A 26,723-nucleotide genomic window follows, 5' to 3' on the forward strand; every position below is an offset into this window, starting at 1 on the left:
CAAGCCCGCTCCCACGCCATGTAGCTATTGGCGTGGGAGCGGGCTTGCCCCGCGATGCATTTCAGATCAGAACTCGACCTTGACCGCCTGCGAGGCGCGGGTCGCCTTGGCCCGGGCGGCCTCGACCGACTCGTCGCGCGCCAGGCACACGCCCATGCGGCGGGTGCCGTTGATCTCTGGCTTGCCGAACAGGCGAATGGCGGTATCCGGCTCGCTCAGGGCGGCGCCAAGGTTGGCGAAGCTGGTCTGCTGCGACTGGCCTTCGGGCAGGATCACCGCCGAAGCCGACGGGCCGAACTGGCGCACCACCGGGATCGGCAGGCCGAGAATCGCCCGGGCGTGCAGGGCGAATTGCGACAGGTCCTGGGAAATCAAGGTCACCAGGCCTGTGTCGTGCGGGCGCGGCGACACTTCGCTGAACCACACCTGGTCGCCCTTGACGAACAGCTCGACGCCGAACAGGCCACGCCCACCCAGGGCGTCGGTGACCGCCTGGGCCACCCGCTGCGACTCAGCCAGGGCTTTCGGGCTCATGGCCTGAGGCTGCCAGGATTCCTGGTAGTCGCCCTTCTCCTGACGGTGGCCGACCGGCTCGAGGAAGGTGGTGCCGCCCACATGGCGCACGGTCAGCAAGGTGATTTCGTATTCGAAGTCGATGAAGCCCTCGATGATCACCCGGCCCTTGCCGGCGCGGCCGCCTTCCTGGGCGTAGTCCCAGGCCTTGCGCAGGTCATCGGCGCTGCGCAGCAGGCTCTGGCCCTTGCCCGACGAGCTCATCACCGGCTTGACCACGCACGGGTAGCCGAGATCGGCGACGGCCTTGCTGTAGTCCTCGAAGGTGTCGGCGAAGTGGTAAGGCGAGGTCGGCAGGTCCAGCTCTTCGGCGGCCAGGCGGCGGATGCCTTCGCGGTTCATGGTCAGTTGGGTGGCGCGGGCGGTGGGAACGACATTGAAGCCTTCGTTCTCAAGCTCCACCAGGGTGGCGGTGGCGATGGCCTCGATCTCGGGGACGATGTAGTGCGGCTTTTCCGCCTCGATCACCGCGCGCAGGGCCACGCCGTCGAGCATGTTGATCACGTGGCTGCGGTGCGCGACCTGCATGGCCGGGGCATTGGCGTAACGGTCGACGGCGATCACCTCGACGCCCAGGCGCTGCAGCTCGATCACCACTTCCTTGCCCAGCTCGCCGCAGCCGCACAGCAGTACACGGGTCGCGGTGGGCGACAATGGGGTTCCGATACGGGTCATTTCAGGTCCTCGAAGGCGTCCGGGGCCGCGCCACGCTGGCTGCCGCCCGCTGAAAATTGGACCCGCATTCTACATCAGGATGCGACCACCGCGCGCCGGGCGCGCCAGGCCATGATCAGCCACACCGCGGTGACCCCGGCGAACTTCGACGCCAGCGCCGTGCCGATCACCACGGGGGTCAATGCGCCAATCATGCCGAAGAAGATGAAGGTGTCCACCGGGATGCTCAGCGCCGAGCTCAGCCACAGGCGGTCGCGCAGGGGCCGGCGGGTGACGCTGAATACCAGCCAGTCGATCAGTTCGGAGACGAAGAACGCCGTAGCGCTGGCCAGGGCGATGGCAGGCTCCGAGGTGGCATACGAGAGCACCAGCGCCACCAGCATGGCCAGCAGCGCACCATGGCCGTAGCGGGTCTGCACCATGTCGCGCAGGATGAACACCAACCCGCCCCAGGCGGACCAGATCACATCCAGGTGCGGCGCGCTGGAGAAGGCGTAGTTGATCAGCACCACGCTGCTGATATAGGCGATGAGATAGAACATGGTCTGCATGTGTGGTGGGCAAGCCGCACAGATTACTTGAATTTGCAGTCAGCGCCAGACTCTTCGCGGGTAAACCGCAGCGGCGAACCGCCGCTCCCACAGGTTTTTCGGTAAGCCTGTGGGAGCGGGCTTGCCCCGCGAATGAAACCGCAACGGTTCACAAGCCGATGATCAGCCCCGCCGCCACTGCCCGCTCATGGCAGCGTTTGAGCACCTCACGGCGCTCCTGGTTGTCCATCCGCCCCCAGCGAGTGATCTCGCTCACCGTGCGCTGGCACCCGGTGCAGATATCCTGCTCGTCCAGGGCGCAAACACTGACGCAGGGCGAGGCCACGGGCCGTTCGTCAGTCTTCATCGAGCACCAGCTCACGGGCGTAACGCTGGGCGTTGTGCACGTAATGCGCAGCGCTGGCTTCGAGCATGCGCTGCTGCTGCTCGGTCAGCTCGCGCACCACCTTGCCAGGCGAGCCCATTACCAGCGAGCCGTCGGGGATTTCCTTGCCTTCCGGGATCAGCGCATTGGCGCCGATGATGCAGTGCTTGCCAATGCGCGCACCATTGAGGACCACCGCATTGATGCCGATCAGGCTGTAGTCGCCCACCGTGCAGCCATGCAGCATGGCGTTATGGCCGATGGTCACGCCCTTGCCGAGGGTCAGCGGCGAGCCCATGTCGGTGTGCATCACCGTGCCGTCCTGGACGTTGCTGTCCTCGCCGATGTCGATCAGCTCGTTGTCGCCGCGCAGCACCGCGCCGAACCACACGCTGGCACGCGCCTGCAGGCGTACCTTGCCGATCAGCGTGGCATTGGGCGCGGCCCAGCTGGTGGGATGGGTCTCGACCCGCAGGTCGCCCAGGCGGTATTTCATGTGTCGCTCCTCACGGTTGAACGCCGGTGGCGGGGTGTGCCCCGCTCAGTTCTGGATGAAACGCTCTGGCGGCTTGTGCAGGCTGATGCCGGCATCGAACAGCAGATTGACCAGTTCGACGATCATGATCGCCGACAGCCCCCAGATCTTGTAGTCGCCATAGCGGTAGCTGGGCACGTACCAGCTGCGGCCCTGGTAATCGATACGGTGGGTGTGGTCGCGCGGGTCCTGGCGAAAGAACGCCAGCGGCACCGTGAACACGGCGGCGATTTCCGCATCGTTGGCGTGGTACTCGACGTAATCGGGGATCACCCCGACGAATGGCGTCACCTTCAGACCATGCAATGAAATCAGCGGACTGAGCGGGCCGATCACCTCGACGAGGCCAGGCGGCAAGCCGATCTCTTCTTCTGCTTCACGCAGGGCCGTGAACACCAGGTCCGGGTCTTCCGGATCGCGCCGCCCGCCAGGGAACGCCACTTCGCCACCGTGGGTGGACAAGCCCTTGGCACGCAGGGTGAGCACCAGCTCGGGCTCATCGCTGCGGGTGATGGGTAACAGCACTGCCGCTTCCGGAAAGCGGCTGTCCACCTGCAGTGACGCAGGGGTGTGGTTGCTCATTCGGCGAAGAAGCTCGTCCAGCATTACGCACTCTCGATTCCAAGGCCTGCCGTGCATGATGCACCAAAGCCTGCGGGCACCCAAGCCCTGCCCCGGGCTGCTTGCAGTGGGCCGACCGCGCGCGCCAAGATAGCCAGACCCCACAGGAATGATGAAAGCATGAAATTCTGCAGCGCGTGCGGCCAGCCGGTCATCCAGCGAATCCCCGAGGGCGACAGCCGCCCAAGGTATGTGTGCGACCACTGCCAGACCATCCATTACCAGAACCCCAACATCGTTGCCGGGGTGTTGCCCACCTGGGGCAGCCAGGTGCTGCTGTGCCGCCGAGCCATCGAGCCACGCCGCGGCTTCTGGACCTTGCCCGCTGGCTTCATGGAGAACGGCGAGACCCTCGACGCCGCCGCTCGTCGCGAAACCGTCGAAGAGGCCTGCGCCCGGGTAACGCAAATGAGCCTGTACCAGTTGTTCGACCTGCCGCACATCAACCAGGTGCACGTGTTCTTCCGCGCGGAACTGGCCGACCTGGACTTCGCCGTCGGCGTCGAGAGCCTGGAGGTGCGATTGTTCGAGGAACACGAGGTGCCTTGGGATGAGCTGGCTTTCCGCACCGTCACACGCACACTAGAATGCTACTATCGCGACCGCGTCAGGCAGCACTACCCGATAGGCCATGAATACCTGCCGCCGATGAATGTCGCGTCGTCCACCACTTAAGTTTTCAGGGATACGGTTTCATGCGCTGGTTGCTTGCCCTTTTCTGCCTCAGTGTCGCCTCGGTGTCGCATGCCGCGTTCACCGAAACCATCATTCGCAAGCCACAACCGGTCGTGCAGACCGTTTCACCCGCCAGCGCCGTGGTGCAGGGGCCGTTGATCGACAAAGTGCTGGTGCTCAAGTCCGAACGGCGCCTGCAACTGATCAGCCGTGGCGAACCGCTGAAGACCTACCGCATTTCCCTGGGCAAGCAACCCAAGGGCGCCAAGGGGCGCGAGGGCGACAAGAAAACCCCCGAAGGCCTGTACTGGCTCGACTGGCGCAAGGTCAGCGACCGCTACAACCTGGCCATGCACATCTCCTACCCGAACATCACCGACGCCGCCAAGGCCCGCCGTGAAGGGGTGGAGGCCGGTGGCATGATCATGATCCACGGCACCCCGATCAACGAGGAATACCCGGAGTGGTACTTCCACACCCTCGACTGGACCGAGGGCTGCATCGCCATGCGCAACGACGACATGCGCGAGGTGTGGAGCATGGTCAAGGACGGCACACTGATCGAAATCCGCCCCTGAGCCGAGCGAATCACTCTCGGTAACATTTCTGCCAAACAATCATCACATTGGCGTCTTAAAGTCGCGGTTTGCCACAAAATCAGCGAACAAAGGACAGCCTGATGAGTCGAGACAGCGGCGACAACCTGGACCGCAACCAGAGCGGCAACCTGCCGATGGCCAGCGTCATGGACACCTACCTGAGCCGTCGGGCCGTGGTACGCGGCGGCCTTGGCGCGGCGATCGCCATGATCGCAGGCGCCGGCCTGGCCGGCTGCTTCGACAGCGGCACCAGCAGCCCTGCCCCTACGCCGAAACCTGCCACGCCCAAACTCGGCTTCCAGTCGATCAAGGGCTCGCGCACTGACGCCTGCGTCGTTGCCGCCGGCTACAGCGCCTATGTACTGGCGCCCTGGGGCACGCCACTCAACAGCAGCGGCAAACCTTGGCAAGCGGACGGCAGCAACAGCGCCGCCGATCAGGCCAATGCCATGGGCATGCACCATGACGGCATGCATTTCTTCCCCATCGATGGCAGCTCCGACGACGGCCTGCTGGCGATCAACTTCGAATACATCGACACTGCCGCCCTGCACCCGGCCGGCCCTACCATGGTCGACGGCAAACGCCCGGCCGAAGAGGTGCGCAAGGAAATCAACGCTCATGGCGCCGGTGTGGTGCGCATACGCAAGGTCGGCGGGCGCTGGCAGGTCGTCGACAACGACCCGCTGAACCGGCGCTTCACCACCGCCACGGTGATGGACATCGCCGGCCCCCTGCGTGGCACAGAGCACGTCAAGACCCGCTTCTCGCCCAGTGGCATGGAATGCCGTGGCACCAACAACAACTGCGGCAACGGCTATACCCCCTGGGGCACCTACCTGACCTGCGAGGAGAACTGGCCGGGCATCTTCGTCAACACTGCTACCCGCCCTGCCGACCAGGTGCGCATCGGCGTCTCCGCCACCACGGGCCAATACAGCTGGGAAACCGCCGCCGGTGACGCCAGCGAGTTCGACGACGAATTCGCCCGCTTCAACCTCACCCCGAGCGGTGCCAGCGCCAGCGACGACTTCCGCAACGAGGCCAGCACCTACGGCTACATCGTCGAGATTGACCCGTACAACAGCGCCACCCGTGCGGTGAAGCGCACCGCGCTGGGCCGATTCCGCCACGAGGGCTGCTGCCCGGGCCTGGCCATGGCCGGCAAGCCGCTGGTCTGGTACACCGGCGACGACTCCAACAACGAGTACCTGTACAAGTTCGTCTCGGACGCGCCGTGGGACCCGGCCGACGCCAAGCCTGCCGACCGCCTGGCCACCGGCGCCAAGTACCTGGACAAGGGCAAGCTCTACGTGGCGCGCTTCGATGCCGACGGCAAGGGTGTGTGGCTGCTGCTCGATGCCGCAACCGCCACCACGGACGGCGCCACCCTGGGGGCACGTTATGGCGACCTGGCCGGCATCATCCTCAATACCCGTGGCGCCGCCGACGCCGTGGGCGCAACGCCGATGGACCGCCCCGAATGGACCGCCGTCAATCCGCTCAATGGCGACGCCTACCTCACCCTGACCAACAACAGCGCGCGCAGCCCGGACAAGGTCGATGCGGCCAACCCGCGCGGCCCCAACCGCCACGGCCACATCATCCGCTGGCACGAAAGCGACGATCACCAGCGCTTCACCTGGGACATCTTCGTGTTCGGCGCCAACGCCGCCGGTGGCCCCGACATCAACCGCTCCGGCCTGACCGAGATGAACCAGTTCGCCAGCCCCGACGGCATGCGCTTCGATAGCCGCGGCGTGCTGTGGTTCGAGACCGACAACGGCGAACAGAGCGTGACCAGCTATACCAACGACCAGCTGCTGGCGGTGATTCCCACCGACCTGGTGGATGGCAGCGGCAGGCAGATTCCGGTCAACCCCAGCAACCAGGCGGACCTGCGTCGCTTTTTCGTCGGGCCCAATGGCTGCGAGGTGACGGGTATCACTTTCACGCCGGATAACAAGACCTTGTTCGTCAATATCCAGCACCCGGAGAACTGGCCGTCCACCGATGTGGCGACCGTTGTCACGGCTGCGGGTAGCAAGGTGCGGCCGCGCTCATCGACCGTGGTGATTCAGCGGCTTGATGGCGGGGAGATAGGCACGGCCTGAAACGCATCGCGGGGCAAGCCCGCTCCCACGGGCCTGTATGGCACGTAGGAGCGGGCTTGCCCCGCGATGGAGAGTGCGGCGAACTTCAGAAATCGGCCAGCGGCCAGACCTCGTAGGCCGGTGTTTCGTAGGGGTGACTGCGCTTGAGCGCGCCGACGACCTCAACGATCAGCTCGTCAGCCACCACCAGCTCCACCTTCCACTCCTCGACCACCTCGACCTGGCCGGCCTGCCCGAGGTACGGCTGGCTGCCGTCCAACGGGCGGAACTGGCCCTGGCCGAGGGTCTGCCAGGCGCAGTGGTCATAGTCGCCGATGCGTCCGCCACCAGCGGCGAACACAGCGGCCTTGACCTCTTCGACATGGCTGTCAGGGACGAAGAAGGCGAGCTTGTGCACCCTTAGTTCACCCAGACGCGCGCGTTACGGAACATGCGCATCAGGGCCGCGTCTTCCTGCCACTCGTCCGGGCGCCAGGAGTTCTGCACGGCACGGAACATACGCTCCGGGTGCGGCATCATGATGGTCACGCGGCCGTCGCGGCTGGTGAGGCCGGTGATCCCGCGCGGCGAGCCGTTCGGGTTGGCCGGGTAGGCTTCGGTGACCTTGCCGTGGTTGTCGACGTAGCGCAGGGCCACACAACCGGACAGGTCGGCTTCCAGCAGTGCCTCTTCGCTTGCGAACTCGGCATGGCCTTCACCGTGGGCGATGGCGATCGGCATGCGCGAACCGGCCATGCCCTGCAGGAAGATCGAGTTGGACTTCTGCACCTCGACCATGGCCACGCGCGCCTCGAACTGCTCCGAGCGGTTGCGCACGAAGTGAGGCCAGTACTCGGTGCCCGGGATCAGTTCGTGCAGGTTGGACATCATCTGGCAACCGTTGCACACACCCAGGGCGAAGCTGTCGGTACGCTCGAAGAACGCCTGGAAGGCATCGCGGGCACGGGCGTTGAACAGCGCCGACTTGGCCCAACCTTCACCGGCACCGAGCACGTCGCCGTAGGAGAAGCCACCGCAGGCCACCAGGCCTTTGAACGCTTCGAAATCGACACGGCCGGCGAGGATGTCGCTCATGTGCACGTCGACGGCAGCAAAGCCTGCGCGGTCGAAGGCGGCAGCCATCTCGACCTGGCCGTTGACGCCCTGCTCGCGCAGGATCGCCACTTGCGGGCGCACACCTTTCTTGATGTACGGGGCGGCGATGTCGTCGTTGACGTCGTAGCCGAGCTTGACCGACAGGCCAGGGTTGTCTTCTTCGAGCAGCAGGTCGAATTCCTGGTCGGCGCAGTCGGCGTTGTCGCGCAGGCGCTGGACCTGGTAGCTGGTCTCGGCCCACTGACGCTGCAGCAGGCGACGATCACCCTTGAACAGTTCCTCACCTTCGAAGTTGATCAGGACTTCGCCGTTGTTGATCGGCTGGCCGATCACCGCGACGCAGTCTTCACCCAGCCCGGCGGCGCTGAACTGTGCCAGCACTTCACCGGTGGCGTCCTGACGCACCTGGATCACCGCACCCAACTCTTCGTTGAAGAGGATCGCAGCAACCTTTTCACGCTTGCTGGTCAGGGTGTTCAGTTCCAGCTCGAGGCCGCAGTGGCCAGCAAACGCCATTTCCAGCACGGTGGTCATCAGGCCGCCGTCGGAACGGTCGTGGTAGGCCAGCAGGTGACCGTCTTCGTTGAGGCCCTGGATCACGGCGAAGAACGCCTTGAGGTCTTCGGCGTCGTCGACGTCAGGGGCGGCACTGGCCAGCTTGCCGTGGGTCTGCGCCAGGATCGAGGCGCCCATGCGATTCTGGCCACGACCCAGGTCGATCAGGATCAGGTCGGTTTCGCCCTTGTCCATGCGCAATTGCGGGGTCAGGGTCTTGCGGATGTCGGTGACCGGGGCGAAGCCGGTGATGATCAGCGACATCGGCGAGGTGACGCTCTTCTCGGCGCCCGCTTCGCTCCACTTGGTCTTCATCGACATCGAGTCTTTGCCGACCGGGATGGTGATACCCAGTTCAGGGCACAGCTCCATGCCCACGGCCTTGACGGTGTCGTACAGACGGGCGTCTTCACCCGGGTGACCAGCGGCGGACATCCAGTTGGCCGACAGTTTGATGTCGGACAGTTTCTCGATACGCGAGGCAGCCAGGTTGGTCAGGGTTTCGCCGATGGCCATGCGACCGGACGCCGGGGCATCCAGCAGTGCCAGCGGAGTACGCTCGCCCATGGCCATGGCTTCGCCGGTGTAGACGTCGAAGCTGGTGGCGGTGACGGCGCAGTCGGCCACCGGGACCTGCCAAGGGCCGACCATCTGGTCGCGGGCGACCAGGCCGGTAATGGTGCGGTCGCCGATGGTGATCAGGAAGCTCTTGCTGGCCACGGCCGGGTGACGCAGGACGCGCTCGACGGAATCGGCCAGGGCCAGGGTGCTCGGGTCGAACTCATCGCCCAGCTCGGCTTCGCGGGTCACCGAACGGTGCATGCGCGGCGGCTTGCCCAGCAGCACGTCCAGCGGCATGTCCACCGGGGTGTTGGCGAAGTGGCTGTCGGTGACGGTCAGGTGCGGTTCTTCGGTGGCTTCGCCAACGACCGCGAACGGGCAGCGCTCGCGCTCGCAGATGGCCTGGAAGCGCTCGAAGTCTTCGGCGCTGACCGCCAGCACGTAGCGCTCCTGCGATTCGTTGCTCCAGATCTCGTGCGGGGCCATGCCCGGCTCGTCGTTGGGCACGTTGCGCAGTTCGAAGCGGCCACCGCGGCCACCGTCGTTGACCAGCTCGGGGAAGGCGTTGGAGATACCGCCGGCACCCACGTCGTGGATGAAGGCGATCGGGTTCTTGTCACCCAGCTGCCAGCAACGGTCGATGACCTCCTGGCAACGGCGCTCCATTTCCGGGTTTTCGCGCTGTACCGAGGCGAAGTCCAGGTCGGCGGAGCTGGCGCCAGTGGCCACCGACGAAGCGGCGCCGCCGCCCAGGCCGATCAGCATGGCCGGGCCGCCGAGCACGATCAGCTTGGCGCCGACGGTGATCTCGCCCTTCTGCACGTGGTCTACACGGATGTTGCCCATGCCGCCGGCGAGCATGATCGGCTTGTGGTAGCCGCGCACTTCTTCGCCGTGGGGGGTGTTGATGCTCTGCTCGAAGGTACGGAAGTAGCCGGTCAGTGCAGGGCGGCCGAATTCGTTGTTGAACGCAGCGCCGCCCAGCGGGCCTTCGATCATGATGTCCAGCGCGTCGACGATGCGCTCCGGCTTGCCATAGGCTTTTTCCCAAGGCTGTTCGAAGCCCGGGATACGCAGGTTGGACACGGTGAAGCCGGTCAGGCCAGCCTTGGGCTTGGCGCCGCGGCCGGTGGCGCCTTCGTCGCGGATTTCGCCGCCGGAGCCGGTGGAGGCGCCGGAGAACGGAGCGATGGCGGTCGGGTGGTTGTGGGTCTCGACCTTCATCAGGATGTGCACCGGCTCCTGTACCGCGCCGTACTGGCGGGTTTCAGGGTTCGGGAAGAAGCGGCCGGCCACCGAACCGACGATCACCGAGGCGTTGTCCTTGTAAGCGGACAACACGCCTTCGCTGTGCATCTGGTAGGTGTTCTTGATCATGCCGAACAGGCTTTTTTCCTGCTCTTCGCCGTCGATGTCCCAGCTGGCGTTGAAGATCTTGTGGCGGCAATGCTCGGAGTTGGCCTGGGCGAACATCATCAGCTCGATGTCGTTCGGGTTGCGCTTCAGGCCCTGGAAGGCATTGACCAGGTAGTCGATCTCGTCTTCGGCCAGGGCCAGGCCCAGGTCGATGTTGGCTTGCGCCAGGGCCGCGCGGCCACCGGCCAGCACGTCGACCGAGGTCATCGGCTTGGGCTGGGCGTGGCTGAACAGGTCGGCGGCGCCTTCGAGCTTGGCCAGCACGCGCTGGGTCATGCGGTCGTGCAGCTCGGCGGCGATCAGCTGGGCGTCGGCGTCGGACAGTTCACCGGCGACGTAGTAGGCGATGCCGCGCTCCAGGCGCTGGATCGACTGCAGGCCGCAGTTGTGGGCGATGTCGCTGGCCTTGGAGGCCCAGGGCGAGATGGTGCCCAGGCGCGGGACCACCAGGAACAGGCGGCCGGTCGGCTCCTGCACCGGCACGCTCGGGCCGTACTTGAGCAGACGGCCCAGCACCTGCTGCTGGTCGGCGGTCAGCTCGCCGTCGACGTCGGCGAAGTGGGCGAAGTGGGCGAATTCGGCATACAAACCAGTAACAGCGGGGACTTTCTGGCTCAGTTGCTCGAGTAATTTACCGTGGCGAAAGGCAGAAAGGGCAGGAGCGCCGCGCAGGATCAACATCGTCGGGACAGCCTCAGGAAGGGGTGTGCTTAGAGGCCGTGCATTCTAGCCTAATTTGCAGGCTTTCGGCACCCGCTCTAAGCCAATGGTGCCGGGCGGTGGAACCGGACTTCGGGGTCAGAAAAATCTGAAATATTTGTGGGTACTGACTTGCCCTGCGGTGAGATCTGAAACCCAGGCAGGCCTTCAATCGCAGGGCAATCCCGCTGCCACACCCGGCCCAATGGCGCTAATGGCGGACAATCCGCTACCAGACAACCCGCATATTGTCGAGATATGGCACCAGCAGTCCTTTGCGTATACTGCACGCTATGTTCGCCCACACTGCTTTGCGCCAGCGTTGCGCCAAATGGCTCTTCGCAACCGGACTCTTCCTGATGCTCGGTGCCTGCGTTGAAAAACCCAGCACCCTCGAACGCGTCAAGGAGGACGGCGTATTGCGCGTGATTACCCGCAACAGCCCGGCCACCTACTTCCAGGACCGCAACGGCGAAACCGGCTTCGAGTACGAGCTGGTCAAGCGTTTTGCCGACGACCTTGGGGTGAAGCTGCAGATCGAGACCGCCGACAACCTCGACCAACTGTTCGACCAGCTGGGCAAGCCGTCCGGCCCGGTGCTGGCCGCCGCCGGCCTGGTCAGCAGCGAGCGGCGCGCCACCCAGGCAAGGTTCTCCCACCCCTACCTTGAAGTCACGCCCCAGGTCATCTACCGCAATGGCCGTTCGCGCCCCACCAATGCCAAAGGCCTGGTGGGCAAGAAGATCATGGTGCTCAAGGGCAGCAGCCACGCCGACCAGCTGGCGGAACTGAAAAAGCAGAATCCGGGCCTGGAATACGAAGAGTCCGACGCCGTCGAGGTGGTCGACCTGCTGCGCATGGTCGACGAAGGCCAGATCGACCTGACCCTGGTCGACTCCAACGAGCTGGCGATGAACCAGGTCTACTTCCCCAACGTACGCGTGGCCTTCGACCTGGGCGACAGCCGCGACCAGCGCTGGGCGGTGGCCGCCGGCGATGACAACAGCCTGCTCAACGAGGTCAACGAGTTCCTCGACAAGGCGCAGAAGAACGGCACCCTGCAGCGCCTTAAAGACCGTTACTACGGCCACGTCGATGTACTCGGCTACGTGGGCGCCTACACCTTCGCCCAGCACCTGCAGCAGCGCCTGCCCAAGTACGAAAAGCACTTCAAGAGCTACGCCAAGGTCGAGCAAGTGGACTGGCGCCTGCTGGCGGCCATCGGCTACCAGGAATCCATGTGGCAACCGGAGGTCACCTCCAAGACCGGCGTGCGCGGCCTGATGATGCTCACCCAGCGCACCGCCCAGGCCATGGGGGTGTCCAACCGCCTCGACCCCAAGCAGAGCATCCAGGGCGGTGCCAAGTACTTCATGAAAATCAAGGAAGAGCTCGACGACAGCATCAAGGAGCCCGACCGCACCTGGTTCGCCCTGGCCGCCTACAACGTCGGCGGCGGCCACCTGGAAGACGCCCGCATCCTGGCCAAGCGCGAGAAGCTCGACCCGAACAAGTGGCTGGACGTGAAGAAGATGCTGCCGCGCCTGTCGCAGAAGCAGTGGTACAGCAAGACCAAGTACGGCTATGCCCGTGGCGGAGAGCCTGTGCACTTCGTGGCCAACATCCGCCGTTACTACGACATCCTCACCTGGGTGACCCAGCCGCAGCTCGAGGGCCAGGTGGCCGAAGGCAACCTGCATGTGCCAGGGGTGAACAAGGACAAGCCGGCAGAGCAGTCGCCGGCTATGTGAATGATCGCGGGGCAAGTCGCAGCGGCGCACCGCSCAGCGGCGCACCGCCGCTGCGACTTGCCCCGCGATTGAGCTACCCCTTCGCCCGCCTGGCCTTGAAGAACTCACTCAAGATCGCCCCGCACTCCTCGGCCAACACCCCACCCTCGACCATCACCCGATGGTTGAGAAAGCCCTGCCCGAAGAACTGCCCCTGGCTCTGCACGATGCCGGCCTTGGGCTCCAGCGCGCCAAACACCACCCGTGCCACCCGCGAATGGACGATCAACCCCGCACACATGCTGCAGGGCTCCAGGGTTACGTAAAGGGTGCTGCCCGGCAGCCGGTAGTTGCTGGCGGACTTCGCCGCAGCACGGATGGCAACCATCTCGGCATGGGCGCTGGGGTCGCTGTCGATGATCGGCCGGTTGTAGCCCTGGCCGATCACCTGGCCGTGCTGCACCAGCACCGCACCCACCGGCACTTCGCCCAGGCTCGCGCCTTCGGCGGCCAGTTGCAGCGCCAGGCGCATGAATTCCTGATCGCGGCTGCGATCGATGATCTGTGGGCGCATCAGACCACCGCGATCGCGGCCATCAGGCCGGTTTCCATGTGGTCGATGACATGGCAATGGAACATCCAGGTCCCGGGGTTATCGGCCACCAAGGCCACCTGGGCACGCTCGTTCTTGCCCAGCAGGTAGGTGTCGGTGAACCACGGCTCGACGATCTTGCGGCGATTGGACGCGATCACCTTGAAACTCATGCCATGCAGGTGGATCGGGTGCTGGTACTGGGTCATGTTCTTCAGCTCGAAGATGTAGCTCTTGCCCTTCTGCAGCGTGGCGATCGGTCGGTCGGCGCAGGTCTTGTCGGTGATGTCCCAGGCCTGGCCGTTGATCTGCCACAGGCTCGGCGGCTTGCCGTTGTCGGTGTTCACCGAGACCTTGCCGACCCATTCGAAGTTGAAGTTGAGCTTCTCGGCATTGTCCAGGTCCGGCTCGGCAATCGGGTTGGCCGGCAGCGCCCTGGGCCAGTCGCCCGGAGCCTGGCTGCTGGCCACCGAACGCAGGGTACCCAGGCGCACGAAGCCGTCACGCAGGGAAATCTCCTCGCCCGCCTCGGGGATACGGATGGCCAGGCAGATCCGCATGCCCGGCCCGAGCCAGTAATCGTCGTCCAGCGGACGCGGCGTGACCGGGTTGCCATCGAGGGCGTAGATCATCGCCTCGCAGTTGCCCTTGAGGTTGAGACGGTAGGTCCAGGTGTTGTCCAGGTTCAGCAGGCGCACCCGCACCACCTGCCCGGCCGGCAGCTCGGTGACCGAGTCGGGCTGGCCATTGATGGTGATCAGCCGGCCTGCGGTGCCGTTGCGCGCAGCCTCGCGCGGCACGCTGAAGGGCATCCAGGCGCCCTGCTCGTCGACATGCCAGTTTTTAAGGCTGAGGGTGCGCTCGTGGGCAAAGCCGGTCGGCTCGCGCTCCTCGACGATCAGCGGGCCGACCAACCCACGGCCAAGCTCTTCGGAGCTGCTGACGTGCGGGTGGTACCAGTAACTGCCCGCATCCGGCACCTTGAACTTGTAGTCGAAGTACTCGCCCGGCTTGACCGGCAACTGCGACACATAAGGCACACCGTCCATTTCCAGCGGCAGGCGGATGCCGTGCCAATGAATGGTGGTTTCCACCGGCAGGTGGTTGATGAAGCGCACCCGCAACCAGGTGCCCTGGCGCACCCGCAGCTCGGTACCCGGCGCCGACGGGCCGAAGGCCCAGGCCTCGGTCTTGAAACCTGGCACCAGTTCGACATCCAGGGGTGCGGCGATCAGCTCGTAGTCGTACCCGGCGTTGTCATCCTCGACCTTGCCCAGCCAGTAGCGCGCTGCGCCCCCGGCGCCCAGGCCTACCACCACCAGGCCGGTCAGGCCCTTGAGCATTTGTCGACGGGTAAAGGACATCGGTGCGGGTACCTCGTTCTCGCGCAATCAGTCTGCCAGCAGCGGCTGGCGATGAAGGGCGAATACGATACACCTGCATTTGCGAAATATTAAGTGAAGTCTTGTCGCAGCCTTGTACAACGCCACCCCGGGGCTTTCTTGCCCAAACAGGGACGCGCTGCTTAAGTGATGTCATTGGCCTGTGCAGGGACTCGGGGAGCGAAGCACCATGGAGCGAAGAAACCATCTGCTTGAGGTTGCGCTGCTGTTTGCCGTTGCGCTGCTGCTGGTGCCGAAGATCATCCTGATCAGCTACTTCTCCAACCGCTGGATCGACACCGACCTTGCCAGTATTGCCCTGTACCTGCTGCAGGACCTGCTGCTGGCGGGCCTGGTCTATCTGGTCGCCGTCACCACGCTGCGCAGGCACAAGTACAACTTTTTCCTGGTCAGCATCCTGTGCGGCGCCTTGCTGCTGTTCCTGTTGATCGACATGCGTGTCAGGGAGCTCTGGCTCAAGCCGCTGGACTGGTCGCTGATCCAATACAGCCTCGAGAACGCCAGCAACCTGACGTCGGGGGCGCCGGTGTTCCTTAACCAGCTGGCAGGCTTTGGCCTGACCTTCCGCTTCATCGTGTTCGTGCTGTTCCTGGCTTACCTGGCCGCTTGGGGGCTGGTGGGCCTGGCCACCTACCAGGCGTTCAAGCGCCCGCCCGCCGCGCCGGCAAGGGCAGGCACACTGGGCTTGGTCGTGTTGCTGTGCGGCCTGTTGCTGGGGGCGATCTTCGCCAAGGACGCCCGTTATGACCTGAACGAGAACATCGTCACCCGCTCGCTGGTCACGGCCCTGCAGAACGCCACCCAGGTGAATGCGAGCCTGCACCCCAACCTGCTGCCTTTCGAACAACCCGCTTACCCCGTGTCCGCCATCAACACCCTGCGCAAGCTGGAAAACGCACCCGCAGCAGACTTCAAGAATCTGGTGTACATCGTCCTGGAGTCGGTGCGCTGGAACAGCATTTTCGGTGCCGAGGTCCGCACCGCCCAGCGCTTCCCCACCTTCGACAGGCTTGCGCGCGAGGGCATGCTGTTCAAGTCGTATGTGACGGTGCCCCACTCCTCCAAAGGCTACTACTCGATCTTCACCGGGCAGCACGCCTACCCCGGCGTTGAAATCAAAGAGGCGATGCCGCTGCACCAGCCCGGCGTGATCCATGCACTGAAGCAGCAAAAGAACATGCAGGCCGTCGCCTTCAGCTCACTGTTCCTGCAGTTCGAAAACATGGACGGTTTCCTCAAATCCATCGGTGTTGCCAACGCCTATGCCGTCGCCGACATCGCGCCTGCCAACACACTGGCGCAGAACAACAGCAGTTTTGGCGAGAGCGACGAGCTGCTGTACGCATCCAGCATTCCCCACCTGCAGGCCATCAGCAAAACCGGCAAAGGGTTTATCGCGTTGTACTTCCCAAGCGCTGCGCACTACCCCTACGACTGCACGGGCACCTCGGCCTCGCAGTCAGCGCTGGAAAAGTACGAAACCTGCATCGAGACCACCGACACCCTGATCGGGCAGATGCTCGAGGGATACGACAAGGCGGGCTTGCTCGACTCGACCCTGTTCGTGCTGGTGGGCGACCATGGCGAGTCGTTCGGCGAACACGGGCTGTTCATTCACAACTCGTCCATGCACGAGGAAGAAGTGACTGTGCCGCTGATTTTCTGGGCCAAGGGCAAGACCCTGGCCAAGCCGATATCGACCACCAGCCAGCAGACCGACATCGCCCCTACCATTGCCGACTTCTTCGCGGTGAGCGATGCGCCGTTCAACGTACAAGGCATCAGCTTGCTCAGGGACCACGGCAAGCGGACGTTCTACATGTCGACGTTCTTCGACCAGCTGTCCTCTGCAGTGGTGGAGCACCCATACAAGTACATCTACGAGTACAGCCCGGATACCCTGGTGCGCTACCACCTCGAGGACGACCCGCAGGAGAAGAACCCTCAGCCGGTCGAAGGCGACGCGTTCACGGCCATGAAGAACCGCCTGCTGTCCTACGATGCGTACCAGAAGGCACTGTTTGCAAAAGACCCCAAGCCAGGCGAGTGATGTGCAATCATCCCCCGTCCATACGCACTCACAAGGAAGGGTCATGAAGGAACATACCTACGCGTTGACCGTGAACTGGACCGGCAATACCGGCCAGGGCACCTGCAACTACACGGCTTACCAACGGGACTTCAGCGTCGAGGCCCAGGGCAAGCCAGCGCTGCCCGGTTCGGCCGACCCGGCTTTTCGTGGCGACCGCAGCCGCTGGAACCCCGAAGACCTGCTGCTCGCCTCGGTATCGGCCTGCCACAAGCTGTGGTACCTGCACCTGTGCGCGGTGAACAACGTGAATGTGCTGGCGTACGTCGACAACCCAGAGGGCCGAATGGTCGAAGGCGATGGCGAACGCAAGGGACATTTCACGGAGATCGTGCTGCGCCCGCAGGTGGTGGTGAGCAACGATTCGGATCCGCAAGTCGCCCTGCGCCTGCATGAAGACGCCCATCACGAATGCTTCATCGCCAACTCGGTGAACTTCCCGGTGCGTTGTGAGGCGGTGATCGAGCGCGAGGGCTGACGCCAGATACGACAAGGGCGCCTTGCGGCGCCCTTGTGGCTCAACTTATTCCCACTCGATAGTGGCAGGCGGCTTGCTCGACACGTCGTAGGTGACGCGGGAGATACCGGCGATTTCGTTGATGATGCGGCCGCTGACGGTTTCCAGCAGCTCGTACGGCAGGTGCGCCCAACGTGCGGTCATGAAGTCCACGGTCTCGACGGCGCGCAGCGCCACGACCCAGGCGTAGCGACGGCCATCGCCGACGACACCCACCGACTTGACCGGCTGGAACACCACGAAGGCCTGGCTGGTCTTGTGGTACCAGTCGGCTTTGCGCAGTTCTTCGATGAAGATGTGGTCGGCGCGACGCAGGATGTCGGCGTATTCCTTCTTCACTTCACCGAGGATGCGCACGCCCAGGCCCGGGCCCGGGAACGGGTGGCGGTAGACCATGTCGTACGGCAGGCCCAGCTCCAGGCCGATCTTGCGCACTTCGTCCTTGAACAGTTCACGCAGCGGTTCGACCAGCTTGAGGTTCATCTCCTCCGGCAGGCCGCCGACGTTGTGGTGCGACTTGATTACGTGGGCCTTGCCGCTCTTGGCGCCGGCCGACTCGATCACGTCGGGGTAGATGGTGCCCTGGGCGAGGAACTGGATGTTGTCCAGCTTGCTGGCTTCGGCATCGAACACGTCGATGAAGGTGCGGCCGATGATCTTGCGCTTCTTCTCAGGGTCCGCTTCGCCTTCCAGGTTGTCGAGGAACTGCTTCTCGGCATCGGCGCGGATCACCTTGACGCCCATGTTCTCCTTGAACATGGCCATCACCTGGTCGCCTTCGTGCAGGCGCAGCAGGCCGTTGTCGACGAATACGCAGGTCAGCTGGTCGCCGATGGCGCGGTGCAGCAGCGCGGCAACCACGGAAGAGTCGACGCCGCCGGACAGGCCCAGCAGGACGTTGGCCGAACCGACCTGCTCACGCACCTGAGCGATGGCGTCTTCGACGATGTTCGACGGAGTCCACAGGGCTTCGCAGCCGCAGATGTCCTGGACGAAGCGCGACAGGATGCGACCGCCCTGCTTGGTGTGGGTCACTTCCGGGTGGAACTGCACGCCGTAGTAGCCCAGGGCGTCGTCGTACATGCCGGCGATCGGGCAGCTCGGGGTGCTGGCCAGCACGTTGAAGTTGCCTGGCATCTGGGTGACCTTGTCGCCGTGGCTCATCCATACGTCCAGGCCCAGTACGCCGTCATCGTCGACGTGGTCTTCGATGCCGTCGAGCAGGCGGCTCTTGCCGACCACGTCTACACGGGCGTAGCCGAACTCGCGCAGCTCGGAACCTTCGACCTTGCCGCCCATCTGTTCGGCCATGGTCTGCATGCCGTAGCAGATGCCCAGCACCGGTACTTTCAGGTCGAACACGGCCTGCGGCGCGCGCGGGCTGTTGGCTTCGTGGACCGACTCGGGGCCGCCGGCAAGGATGATGCCGCGCGGGTTGAATTCGCGGATCGCTTCATCGTCCATGTCGAACGGGTGCAGTTCGCAGTACACGCCGATTTCGCGCACGCGGCGGGCGATCAGCTGGGTGTACTGGGAACCGAAATCGAGGATCAGGATGCGGTGAGCGTGAATGTCGAGGGCCATGACTCAATCTCGTCAGTGGAAATCGGAAACGACGCGGGGCTGTTTGTGACAGCCCCGTTCGGTAATTGCTGGAAGCCTTAGCCTACGCGGTAGTTAGGGGCTTCTTTGGTGATCTGCACGTCATGCACGTGGGACTCGGCCATGCCGGCACCGGTGATGCGCACGAACTCCGGCTTGGTACGCATCTCTTCGATGGTCGCGCTGCCGGTGTAGCCCATGGACGAACGCAGGCCGCCCATCAGCTGGTGGATGATCGCCGACAGGGCGCCTTTGTATGGCACGCGGCCTTCGATCCCCTCAGGAACAAGCTTCTCGGCACCGGCCGAGGAGTCCTGGAAGTAACGGTCGGAGGAGCCTTGCGCCTGCGCCATGGCACCCAGCGAGCCCATGCCGCGGTAAGCCTTGTACGAACGGCCCTGGAACAGCTCGACTTCACCCGGGGCTTCTTCGGTACCGGCGAACATCGAACCCATCATCACGCAGGAAGCACCGGCAACGATGGCCTTGGACAGGTCACCGGAGAAGCGGATGCCGCCGTCGGCGATCAGTGGCACGCCAGTGCCTTCCAGTGCAGCGGCGACGTTGGCGATGGCGCTGATCTGCGGCACGCCGACACCGGCAACGATACGGGTGGTGCAGATCGAGCCTGGGCCGATACCGACCTTGACGGCGTCGGCGCCGGCTTCGGCCAGGGCCTTGGCTGCAGCACCAGTGGCGATGTTGCCGCCGATCACCTGCACTTGCGGGTAGGTCTCTTTGACCCAACGTACGCGGTCGATCACGCCTTTGGAGTGACCGTGGGCGGTGTCGACCACCACCACGTCAACGCCGGCGGCGACCAGGGCGGCAACGCGCTCGCCGGTGTCCTTGCCGGTACCGACCGCGGCACCCACGCGCAGGCGACCCTGGTCGTCCTTGCTCGCCAGTGGGTAGGCCTTGGCTTTTTCGATGTCCTTGACGGTCATCATGCCCTTGAGGGCGAACTTGTCGTCGACGATCAGGACTTTTTCCAGGCGGTGCTTGTGCAGCAGCTCGCGGACTTCGTTCTTGTCGGCGCCTTCGCGCACGGTGACCAGGCGCTCTTTAGGCGTCATCACCTCGCGGACCTTGGCGTCCAGGCGGGTTTCGAAGCGCACGTCGCGGGAGGTGACGATGCCCACCAGGTCACCGTTGGCCAGGACCGGAACGCCCGAGATGTTGTTCAGGCGGGTCAGGTCGAACAGGTCGCGCACGGTGGCGTCGGCGTCGATGGTGATCGGGTCCTTGACCACGCCAGCCTCGAACTTCTTGACCTTGCGCACTTCGCCGGCCTGCTGTTCGATGGTCATGTTCTTGTGGATGATGCCGATGCCGCCTTCCTGGGCCATGGCGATGGCCAGACGCGCTTCGGTCACGGTATCCATGGCGGCGGAAACAAGGGGAATGTTCAGCTCGATGCCACGAGTCAAACGGGTCTTGAGACTGACTTCATTGGGCAGTACCTCGGAATAACCAGGTACAAGGAGGATATCGTCGAAAGTCAGGGCTTCTTGGCTGATACGCAGCATCGCGGGGGCTCCCGGGAGGGAAAAATGGAAGCGCGCCATTATACTCATCCACGGCGCGCCGCTCAATGCAAAATAAGGGCCTTCGGTCAGCCTTGTGGCAGTTTTACCTGCACCACCGCCACCGGCTGATCGAGCCAGTCGGCAAAGCTGTCGAGGAAGGCCTGGGTAAACCCGGCCTCGCCCCAGTTGTTGAAGATGAACCCCAGGTTGGAAAAGGCACATGGCTGCAGGTAAAGGAAGCCATTGATGTCGTCCTCGAAGCCGCACAACGGGCAGGTGAAGTTGTCGCTCACCCCCGGCGTCCACTCCTCCAGGCTCTCGAACAGCGGCTCGCCGACCTCGCGCCGGCACTCCGGGCAGCCGGCTTCTTCGAGGAAACCGTCGGTGGGGGTGTAGATGCAGCGCTTGAGCACCACTTCAAGGCCGTTGACCTGCTCGCCGAAGGGCAGTTTCTCCGGGTGCAGGGCAACCTTGCGCGCCCCCTCGGCCAGGGCATGGCCCATGCGATTGCCGGTGCGTCCGCAGGTGGTCAGTTGCTCCTGGACGATCTTCTCGCGCACCAGCCAGCGCAGGATGGCCCTCGAGCGGGCTTCGTGGGACGGCACGGTGGACAGTTTGGGGACGATGATGCTTTGGGTGTTCATGAACGAAACGGGCCTGCCGACTGCGGTAATGGCGCAATTCTAGCGCCTGCTCACGTGCTCAGGTAGCGACCGATCAAAGCCAGGCCGCTGGCCAGCACCAGCCAGGTGACCAGGCGCACGAAGGCTTCGCGGGACAGCTTCAGGGTCAAACGCCTGCCAACCCACAGCCCGAGGAACATCACCGGCAACAGGCAGGCGGCCAGCAACAGCAGGCTGGTATCGGCATACACACCGGCGATCAGGAACAGCGACAGGCGCACGATCGTGCTGCAACTGATCAAGGCGCTCTGGGTGGCGCGCACCTGCTCCTTCACCTCCAGCCGGGCGCTGAGGTAGATCGCATACAGGAAGCCGCCACTGCCGAACAATGCGCCGAACAGCCCGCCCACCGTGCCCATCGGTACAGCCCACAGGCCGGACAGGTTTGCCGGGCGCACTTTCACCGCCAGGCCGTAGATGGCGTAGGCCGTGACGAACAGGCCCATCAATAGCAACAGCAGATCCGACTTCAGATGCAGCAGGAACACCACGCCCAGGGTGCAGCCCACGGCCATGCAGGGCAGCAGGCGCAGCAACTCGCTGCGCACCACATCCTTGCGTGATGGCAGCAGGTTGCCGAAGGCGGCGACGAAGTCCAGCAGTACCAGCAGCGGGATGATTCGCGACAGGGGCATGAAGTGGATCAGGACCGGGCCTGCGACCAGCGCGGTACCGAAGCCGGCGATGCCGAAGACGATGTAGGCGACGGCGATCGCGAGCAGGATGGCGAGCCAGTCGAAGGGGGTTAGGGAGAGTTGGGCTAGCGTCATGCTGGGTCTCGTCAGTCCTTGGAGGTGCATTTGTTGGGATAGGCGGTGGGGCGAGCAAGTGTATGCCTTGAGAGTTATGGCGCCTATGAGATCGAGCGCCGCCCGCGCGGCGCTTCGCGGGTAAACCCGCTCCCACAGTTTGTTTCGGGCCAATTATTCCTGTGAAAGTACCGGCGCCTGCCTTGGTGCATGCCTCAAGTCAGGCGAGGCGCCAGCAATGCCCACCTTAATACCGCGTCGTACCAACAAGGCGGACCAGGTAATGGCACAGGAGAGACTGGCCCGAAATAAACTGTGGGAGCGGGTTTACCCGCGAAGCGCCGCGCGGGCGGCGCTCGATCTTGAAAGCGCTGCAAGGCTTTCGCCATACACCTGCATGCCCTGACACAACCTCCCGCCATGCACCTGCCTGCCCCACACCCCACCCACCCCAACAATCTCAACCCTGGCATCCCCCCAAACTCCCCCTTATCATGCCCCCATGATCAAAGACCCCTTCGAACGACTCGGCCTGGACCGCGAGGTCCTCACCGTCAGCCAGCTCAACGGCCGCGCCCGGGTGCTGCTGGAAGACGTGTTCCGCAGCGTCTGGGTGGAAGGCGAAATCTCCAACCTCGCCCGCCCCGCCTCCGGCCACATGTACTTCACCCTCAAGGACAGCGGCGCGCAGATTCGCTGCGCACTGTTCCGCCAGAACGCCCTGCGCGTGCGCCAGGCACTGCGCGACGGCCTGGCGGTCAAGGTGCGCGGCAAGGTTTCGCTGTTCGAAGGCCGTGGCGACTACCAACTGATCCTCGACACCGTGGAACCTGCCGGTGACGGCGCCCTGCGCCTGGCCTTCGAGGCCCTGAAGGAAAAACTCGGCGCCGAAGGCCTGTTCAGCACCGAGCGCAAGCAACCCTTGCCGGTGCATCCGCAACGCATCGGCATCATCACTTCGCCCACGGGCGCGGTGATCCGCGACATCATCAGCGTGTTCGGCCGCCGTGCGCCGCAGGTCGAGCTGAACCTCATCCCTACCGCTGTCCAAGGCCGTGAGGCCATCGCGCAGATCGTCCGCGCCCTGCAGTTGGCCGACCGCCAGGGCTTCGATGCGCTGATCCTGGCCCGTGGCGGTGGCTCGCTGGAAGACCTCTGGTGCTTCAACGAAGAAGCCGTGGCCCGCGCCGTGGCGGCCTGCGTGACGCCCACTGTCAGTGCCGTGGGCCATGAGACCGACGTGTCGATCAGCGACTTCGTCGCCGACGTGCGCGCCCCCACCCCGTCGGCCGCCGCCGAACTGCTCGCCCCCGACAGCAGCGGCCTGCAGCAGCGCCTCGACAGCCTGCAGCGGCGCCTGTTGCTGCGCATCCAGAACCGCCTGGCCCACGACCGCCTGCGCGTCGAAGGCCTGGCCCGGCGCCTGCGCCACCCGGGCGAACGCCTGCGCCAGCAGGCCCAGCGCCTGGATGACCTGGACATGCGCATGCGCCGCGCCTTCATGCTCAGCCTGCAACGCCGCCATGAGCGCCTGGGCCGTCTCGACACCCGTCTGGCCGCGCAACACCCCGGCCGCTCGCTGAAGCTGCTCAAGCAACGCCTGGACAGCCTGGGCGAACGCCTGCCACGGGCCATGCGCGAAGTGCTCAAGGACCGTCGCCAGCGCTTCCAGGCGCAACTGCAGACCCTGCAGGTGGTCAGCCCGCTGGCGACCCTGGCCCGCGGCTACAGCATCCTGCTCGACGAGCGCGGCCAGGCCATTCGCAGCGCCGCCCAGACCCACAACGGCCAGCGCCTGACCGCACGCCTCAATGAAGGCGAACTCAAAGTGCGGGTCGAGGACAACCACCAGACTCCGGTCACCCTTTCGCTACTGGACTGACACATGCCCCGCCTGTTCGCCCCCCTGCTCGCCCTGTTCCTGCTGCTGCCGGTCACCGCAGCCCAGGCCAGCTACATCACTCGCACCCTCGACAAGCCGGTGCCCGGCGGCGTCGCGGTGGTCGACCTTGGCCCTTCGGCCAGCGCCCCGAGCGCCCGCTTCGATGGCAAGCCGGTGCTGGTGGTCAAGGAGCAGGACACCTGGCTGGCCATCGTCGGCATCCCGCTGACGCAGAAGCCCGGCAACGCCGTGCTCACCCAGGGCAGCCGCACCCTGCCCTTCACCGTCGGCAGCAAGAAGTACCCCGAGCAGCACATCACCCTGAAGAACAAGCGCCAGGTCAACCCAGAGCCCGACGACCTCAAGCGCATCGAGCGCGAACTGGCCGAGCAGGTGAAGGCCTACCGCAGCTTCAGCCCTGCGCTGCCGAGCAACCTGATCCTCGACAAACCGGTCAATGGCCCGTTGTCGAGCAAGTTCGGCGTGCGCCGCTTCTTCAATGGCGAAGAGCGCAATCCCCACGCCGGGCTGGACTTCGCCGTGCCCGCCGGCACGCCGATCAAGACCCCGGCCAATGGCAAGGTGATCCTGGTGGGCGATTACTTCTTCAATGGCCGCACGGTGTTCGTCGACCATGGCCAGGGTTTCATCAGCATGTTCTGCCACATGTCGAAGATCGACGTTAAGCCAGGCCAGGTGCTGCGCCGTGGCGAGGTGGTCGGCCGGGTGGGCTCGACCGGGCGCGCCACCGGGCCGCACATGCACTGGAACGTCAGCCTCAATGATGCGCGGGTGGATCCGGCGATTTTCATTGGTGCGTTCCAGCCTTGAATGCCCATCGCGGGGCAAGCCCGCTCCCACGGCTGGCGCATTTCAACGTGGGAGCGGGCTTGCCCCGCGATTTGCGCAATAAAAAAACATCGAGCAAAACAAAACCAACAACAAGCAATAATTCGACATAAAATCTCGATCAAATTGCTTTTTTAAGCATTCCTCTCAATTTTTTCACAGTGCTTGCCATCCCCCACCCCACTGGTTAGGGTTGAGCACATGAAAACCTTCAGCACCCTCATCCTTCTCCGACAACACCGCAGCCTCTGCCTGGTCAGTGCACGACTACCAGGGTGAATCGCGTCGCCTCGCCTTTTCATCTCGTTATCGTTTGGCAGGCCCGATTTCGGCCGCACATAAAAGGATTGCTTCCATGACCATGCTCAAAGACCCTTCGAAGAAATACCGCGCCTTCCCGACCATCGACCTGCCCGACCGCACCTGGCCGTCGAAAACCATCACCCAGGCGCCGATCTGGTGCAGCTCCGACCTGCGTGATGGCAACCAGTCGCTGATCGAGCCGATGGATTCGGAGAAGAAGCTGCGGTTCTGGAAGACCCTGGTGCAGGTCGGCGTGAAGGAAATCGAAGCCTCGTTCCCGTCCGCGTCGCAAACCGACTTCGACTTCGTGCGCACCCTGATCGAAGACGGCCACATCCCGGACGACACCACCATCCAGGTGCTCACTCAAGCCCGTGAAGACCTGATCGCCCGCACCTTCGAATCCCTGCGCGGCGCCAAGAAGGCCATTGTCCACCTGTACAACGCCACCTGCCCGTCGTTCCGCCGCATCGTCTTCAACCAGGACAAGCAGGGCGTCAAGGACATCGCGGTCAACGCGGCCAAGCTGTTCGTCAAGTACGCCGCCCAGCAGCCGGAAACCCACTGGACCTTCCAGTACTCGCCAGAAACCTTCAGCGCCACCGAGCTGGAGTTCGCCAAAGAGGTGTGCGACGCGGTGATCGAGGTGTGGAACCCGACCCCTGAGCACAAGGTCATCCTCAACCTGCCGGCCACGGTCGAAGTCGCCACGCCGAACATCTACGCCGACCAGATCGAATGGTTCTGCCGCAATGTCAGCCGCCGCGACAGCGTGGTCATCAGCCTGCACTGCCACAACGACCGTGGCACCGGCATCGCCGCCACCGAGCTGGGCCTGATGGCCGGCGCCGACCGTGCCGAAGGCTGCCTGTTCGGCAACGGTGAGCGCACCGGCAACGTCGACCTGGTGACCCTGGCGTTGAACCTCTACACCCAGGGCATCGACCCGCAGTTGGACTTCTCCGACATCGACGGCGTGCGCAAGGTCGTCGAAGAGTGCAACCAGTTGCCGGTGCACCCGCGTCACCCGTACGTCGGCGACCTGGTCCACACCGCCTTCTCCGGCTCGCACCAGGACGCCATCCGCAAAGGTTTCACCAAGCAGCAGGAAGGCGAACTGTGGGAAGTGCCGTACCTGCCGATCGACCCGGCCGACATCGGCCGCAGCTACGAGGCGGTGATCCGCGTCAACAGCCAGTCGGGCAAGGGCGGCATCACCTACCTGCTCGAACAGGAATACGGCATCAGTCTGCCGCGCCGCATGCAGATCGAATTCAGCCAGGTGGTGCAGGGTGAGACCGACCGTCTGGGCCTGGAAATGACCGCCAAGCAGATTTACACCCTGCTGCAAAAGGAATACCTGCAAGCCAATGCGCCGTACGCGTTGGTCAGCCACCGCCTGCAGGAAGAGAACGGCAGCAGCCACGTGCAGGTGGAAGTCTCCGGTGAAGGCGAGACCACCCTGCACTGGCACGGTAAAGGCAACGGTGCCCTGGAAGCCCTGGTGGCCGGCCTGCCGGTAGCCGTGGAAATCATGGACTACAACGAGCACGCCATCGGCGCCGGCACCAACGCCAAGGCCGCGGCCTACATCGAGCTGCGCGTTGCGGGCGGTCGCCCGGTGCACGGCGTGGGCATCGACGAGAACATCACCACCGCCAGCTTCAAGGCACTGTTCAGCGCGCTTAACCGCTCCCTGAGCCAACAGGAAGCCAAGGCGGCGTAAACCCGCCCTGCTCGCCTGCAAACCCGCATCCTCGGA

Annotated in this window: 22 protein-coding genes; 9 read left to right on the top strand and 13 right to left on the bottom strand. The window is 64.3% G+C overall.

Annotation, left to right across the window (positions count from 1 at the left end; all coding sequences use genetic code 11):
- Positions 1 to 66: 66 nt before the first annotated feature.
- From purT to RTH46_RS20940, 5 genes are all read right to left on the bottom strand, one after another.
- A complete protein-coding gene (purT, locus tag RTH46_RS20920; RefSeq protein ID WP_153788483.1) occupies positions 67 to 1,248 on the bottom strand; it encodes a formate-dependent phosphoribosylglycinamide formyltransferase in 1,182 nt (393 codons plus the stop codon).
- Between the two features lie 74 nt (positions 1,249 to 1,322).
- Positions 1,323 to 1,790 (bottom strand): VUT family protein, encoded by a 468-nt coding sequence (locus tag RTH46_RS20925; protein ID WP_153788482.1) that lies wholly within the window; start codon positions 1,788 to 1,790, stop codon positions 1,323 to 1,325.
- A 157-nt stretch (positions 1,791 to 1,947) separates the two neighbouring features.
- The gene (locus RTH46_RS20930; RefSeq protein ID WP_153788481.1) at positions 1,948 to 2,145 is read right to left on the bottom strand and encodes a DUF1289 domain-containing protein; all 198 of its coding nucleotides are present in this window, start codon (positions 2,143 to 2,145) and stop codon (positions 1,948 to 1,950) included.
- Positions 2,135 to 2,659 (bottom strand): gamma carbonic anhydrase family protein, encoded by a 525-nt coding sequence (locus RTH46_RS20935; protein ID WP_316906516.1) that lies wholly within the window; start codon positions 2,657 to 2,659, stop codon positions 2,135 to 2,137. The genes RTH46_RS20930 and RTH46_RS20935 overlap by 11 nt, the downstream gene beginning before the upstream one ends.
- A gap of 45 nt (positions 2,660 to 2,704) precedes the next feature.
- Entirely contained in the window at positions 2,705 to 3,304 is a 600-nt protein-coding gene (locus RTH46_RS20940; protein ID WP_153788479.1) for a CoA pyrophosphatase, read from the bottom strand.
- Between the two features lie 135 nt (positions 3,305 to 3,439).
- Between RTH46_RS20940 and RTH46_RS20945 the strand changes: the two genes are divergently transcribed.
- The 3 genes from RTH46_RS20945 to RTH46_RS20955 all read left to right on the top strand — a co-directional run bounded on the left by RTH46_RS20945 (position 3,440) and on the right by RTH46_RS20955 (position 6,707).
- Positions 3,440 to 3,994 carry an NUDIX hydrolase gene (locus RTH46_RS20945; protein ID WP_153788478.1) on the top strand — a complete coding sequence of 185 codons (555 nt, stop codon included), beginning with the start codon at positions 3,440 to 3,442 and terminating at the stop codon, positions 3,992 to 3,994.
- A 20-nt stretch (positions 3,995 to 4,014) separates the two neighbouring features.
- Positions 4,015 to 4,572, top strand: coding sequence for a murein L,D-transpeptidase family protein (locus RTH46_RS20950; RefSeq protein ID WP_153788477.1), 558 nt, complete (start codon positions 4,015 to 4,017; stop codon positions 4,570 to 4,572).
- A gap of 101 nt (positions 4,573 to 4,673) precedes the next feature.
- Positions 4,674 to 6,707, top strand: a complete 2,034-nt coding sequence (locus RTH46_RS20955; RefSeq protein WP_316906517.1) for a PhoX family phosphatase — start codon at positions 4,674 to 4,676, stop codon at positions 6,705 to 6,707.
- Between the two features lie 85 nt (positions 6,708 to 6,792).
- Here RTH46_RS20955 and RTH46_RS20960 read toward each other — a convergent pair whose 3' ends face one another.
- Both RTH46_RS20960 and purL read right to left on the bottom strand, forming a co-directional pair.
- Positions 6,793 to 7,104: an NGG1p interacting factor NIF3 gene (locus RTH46_RS20960; protein WP_153788475.1), complete on the bottom strand. Its 312-nt coding sequence runs from the start codon at positions 7,102 to 7,104 to the stop codon at positions 6,793 to 6,795.
- A gap of 2 nt (positions 7,105 to 7,106) precedes the next feature.
- Positions 7,107 to 11,015, bottom strand: a complete 3,909-nt coding sequence (gene purL / locus RTH46_RS20965; RefSeq protein WP_316906518.1) for a phosphoribosylformylglycinamidine synthase — start codon at positions 11,013 to 11,015, stop codon at positions 7,107 to 7,109.
- A 311-nt stretch (positions 11,016 to 11,326) separates the two neighbouring features.
- Here purL and mltF point away from each other — a divergent pair, with 311 nt between their 5' ends.
- Entirely contained in the window at positions 11,327 to 12,784 is a 1,458-nt protein-coding gene (gene mltF, locus RTH46_RS20970; RefSeq protein WP_153788473.1) for a membrane-bound lytic murein transglycosylase MltF, read from the top strand.
- A 73-nt stretch (positions 12,785 to 12,857) separates the two neighbouring features.
- Here mltF and tadA read toward each other — a convergent pair whose 3' ends face one another.
- Positions 12,858 to 13,337: a tRNA adenosine(34) deaminase TadA gene (tadA, locus tag RTH46_RS20975; protein ID WP_153788472.1), complete on the bottom strand. Its 480-nt coding sequence runs from the start codon at positions 13,335 to 13,337 to the stop codon at positions 12,858 to 12,860.
- Positions 13,337 to 14,719: a multicopper oxidase family protein gene (locus RTH46_RS20980; RefSeq protein WP_316906519.1), complete on the bottom strand. Its 1,383-nt coding sequence runs from the start codon at positions 14,717 to 14,719 to the stop codon at positions 13,337 to 13,339. Before RTH46_RS20980 ends, tadA begins: the two co-directional genes overlap by 1 nt.
- A 208-nt stretch (positions 14,720 to 14,927) precedes the next feature.
- Here RTH46_RS20980 and RTH46_RS20985 point away from each other — a divergent pair, with 208 nt between their 5' ends.
- On the top strand, positions 14,928 to 16,808 hold the full coding sequence (locus tag RTH46_RS20985; RefSeq protein ID WP_316906520.1) for a sulfatase-like hydrolase/transferase: 1,881 nt from the start codon (positions 14,928 to 14,930) through the stop codon (positions 16,806 to 16,808).
- 43 nt (positions 16,809 to 16,851) lie between these two features.
- Positions 16,852 to 17,325, top strand: a complete 474-nt coding sequence (locus RTH46_RS20990) for an OsmC family protein (RefSeq protein WP_316906521.1) — start codon at positions 16,852 to 16,854, stop codon at positions 17,323 to 17,325.
- A 45-nt stretch (positions 17,326 to 17,370) separates the two neighbouring features.
- On the opposite strand, the gene guaA is transcribed toward RTH46_RS20990, so the two are convergent.
- The 4 genes from guaA to RTH46_RS21010 all read right to left on the bottom strand — a co-directional run bounded on the left by guaA (position 17,371) and on the right by RTH46_RS21010 (position 21,948).
- Positions 17,371 to 18,948: a glutamine-hydrolyzing GMP synthase gene (guaA, locus tag RTH46_RS20995; RefSeq protein WP_125465272.1), complete on the bottom strand. Its 1,578-nt coding sequence runs from the start codon at positions 18,946 to 18,948 to the stop codon at positions 17,371 to 17,373.
- A 77-nt stretch (positions 18,949 to 19,025) separates the two neighbouring features.
- Positions 19,026 to 20,495, bottom strand: a complete 1,470-nt coding sequence (guaB, locus tag RTH46_RS21000; protein WP_110993278.1) for an IMP dehydrogenase — start codon at positions 20,493 to 20,495, stop codon at positions 19,026 to 19,028.
- An 86-nt stretch (positions 20,496 to 20,581) separates the two neighbouring features.
- Positions 20,582 to 21,139, bottom strand: coding sequence for a sugar ABC transporter ATPase (locus RTH46_RS21005; RefSeq protein WP_153788468.1), 558 nt, complete (start codon positions 21,137 to 21,139; stop codon positions 20,582 to 20,584).
- 50 nt (positions 21,140 to 21,189) lie between these two features.
- On the bottom strand, positions 21,190 to 21,948 hold the full coding sequence (locus tag RTH46_RS21010) for a sulfite exporter TauE/SafE family protein (protein ID WP_316906522.1): 759 nt from the start codon (positions 21,946 to 21,948) through the stop codon (positions 21,190 to 21,192).
- A 481-nt stretch (positions 21,949 to 22,429) separates the two neighbouring features.
- Between RTH46_RS21010 and xseA the strand changes: the two genes are divergently transcribed.
- The 3 genes from xseA (at position 22,430) to leuA (ending at position 26,687) form a co-directional block, all read left to right on the top strand.
- Positions 22,430 to 23,809: an exodeoxyribonuclease VII large subunit gene (gene xseA, locus RTH46_RS21015; protein ID WP_316906523.1), complete on the top strand. Its 1,380-nt coding sequence runs from the start codon at positions 22,430 to 22,432 to the stop codon at positions 23,807 to 23,809.
- A gap of 3 nt (positions 23,810 to 23,812) precedes the next feature.
- On the top strand, positions 23,813 to 24,640 hold the full coding sequence (locus RTH46_RS21020) for a M23 family metallopeptidase (RefSeq protein WP_153786645.1): 828 nt from the start codon (positions 23,813 to 23,815) through the stop codon (positions 24,638 to 24,640).
- Positions 24,641 to 25,013: 373 nt separating this feature from the next.
- The gene (gene leuA, locus RTH46_RS21025; RefSeq protein WP_153786646.1) at positions 25,014 to 26,687 is read left to right on the top strand and encodes a 2-isopropylmalate synthase; all 1,674 of its coding nucleotides are present in this window, start codon (positions 25,014 to 25,016) and stop codon (positions 26,685 to 26,687) included.
- Positions 26,688 to 26,723: the final 36 nt, after the last annotated feature.

Origin of the sequence: Pseudomonas sp. zfem004, from assembly GCF_032621715.1 — a bacterium.
Classification (GTDB): domain Bacteria; phylum Pseudomonadota; class Gammaproteobacteria; order Pseudomonadales; family Pseudomonadaceae; genus Aquipseudomonas; species Aquipseudomonas sichuanensis.

Coding starts and splice junctions, on each gene's coding strand:
- purT (WP_153788483.1), bottom strand. CDS start 1,248: ATGACCCGTATCGGAACCCCATTGTCGCCCACCGCGACCCGTGTACTG.
- RTH46_RS20925 (WP_153788482.1), bottom strand. CDS start 1,790: ATGTTCTATCTCATCGCCTATATCAGCAGCGTGGTGCTGATCAACTAC.
- RTH46_RS20930 (WP_153788481.1), bottom strand. CDS start 2,145: ATGAAGACTGACGAACGGCCCGTGGCCTCGCCCTGCGTCAGTGTTTGC.
- RTH46_RS20935 (WP_316906516.1), bottom strand. CDS start 2,659: ATGAAATACCGCCTGGGCGACCTGCGGGTCGAGACCCATCCCACCAGC.
- RTH46_RS20940 (WP_153788479.1), bottom strand. CDS start 3,304: ATGCTGGACGAGCTTCTTCGCCGAATGAGCAACCACACCCCTGCGTCA.
- RTH46_RS20945 (WP_153788478.1), top strand. CDS start 3,440: ATGAAATTCTGCAGCGCGTGCGGCCAGCCGGTCATCCAGCGAATCCCC.
- RTH46_RS20950 (WP_153788477.1), top strand. CDS start 4,015: ATGCGCTGGTTGCTTGCCCTTTTCTGCCTCAGTGTCGCCTCGGTGTCG.
- RTH46_RS20955 (WP_316906517.1), top strand. CDS start 4,674: ATGAGTCGAGACAGCGGCGACAACCTGGACCGCAACCAGAGCGGCAAC.
- purL (WP_316906518.1), bottom strand. CDS start 11,015: ATGTTGATCCTGCGCGGCGCTCCTGCCCTTTCTGCCTTTCGCCACGGT.
- mltF (WP_153788473.1), top strand. CDS start 11,327: ATGTTCGCCCACACTGCTTTGCGCCAGCGTTGCGCCAAATGGCTCTTC.
- tadA (WP_153788472.1), bottom strand. CDS start 13,337: ATGCGCCCACAGATCATCGATCGCAGCCGCGATCAGGAATTCATGCGC.
- RTH46_RS20980 (WP_316906519.1), bottom strand. CDS start 14,719: ATGTCCTTTACCCGTCGACAAATGCTCAAGGGCCTGACCGGCCTGGTG.
- RTH46_RS20985 (WP_316906520.1), top strand. CDS start 14,928: ATGGAGCGAAGAAACCATCTGCTTGAGGTTGCGCTGCTGTTTGCCGTT.
- RTH46_RS20990 (WP_316906521.1), top strand. CDS start 16,852: ATGAAGGAACATACCTACGCGTTGACCGTGAACTGGACCGGCAATACC.
- guaA (WP_125465272.1), bottom strand. CDS start 18,948: ATGGCCCTCGACATTCACGCTCACCGCATCCTGATCCTCGATTTCGGT.
- guaB (WP_110993278.1), bottom strand. CDS start 20,495: ATGCTGCGTATCAGCCAAGAAGCCCTGACTTTCGACGATATCCTCCTT.
- RTH46_RS21005 (WP_153788468.1), bottom strand. CDS start 21,139: ATGAACACCCAAAGCATCATCGTCCCCAAACTGTCCACCGTGCCGTCC.
- RTH46_RS21010 (WP_316906522.1), bottom strand. CDS start 21,948: ATGACGCTAGCCCAACTCTCCCTAACCCCCTTCGACTGGCTCGCCATC.
- xseA (WP_316906523.1), top strand. CDS start 22,430: ATGATCAAAGACCCCTTCGAACGACTCGGCCTGGACCGCGAGGTCCTC.
- RTH46_RS21020 (WP_153786645.1), top strand. CDS start 23,813: ATGCCCCGCCTGTTCGCCCCCCTGCTCGCCCTGTTCCTGCTGCTGCCG.
- leuA (WP_153786646.1), top strand. CDS start 25,014: ATGACCATGCTCAAAGACCCTTCGAAGAAATACCGCGCCTTCCCGACC.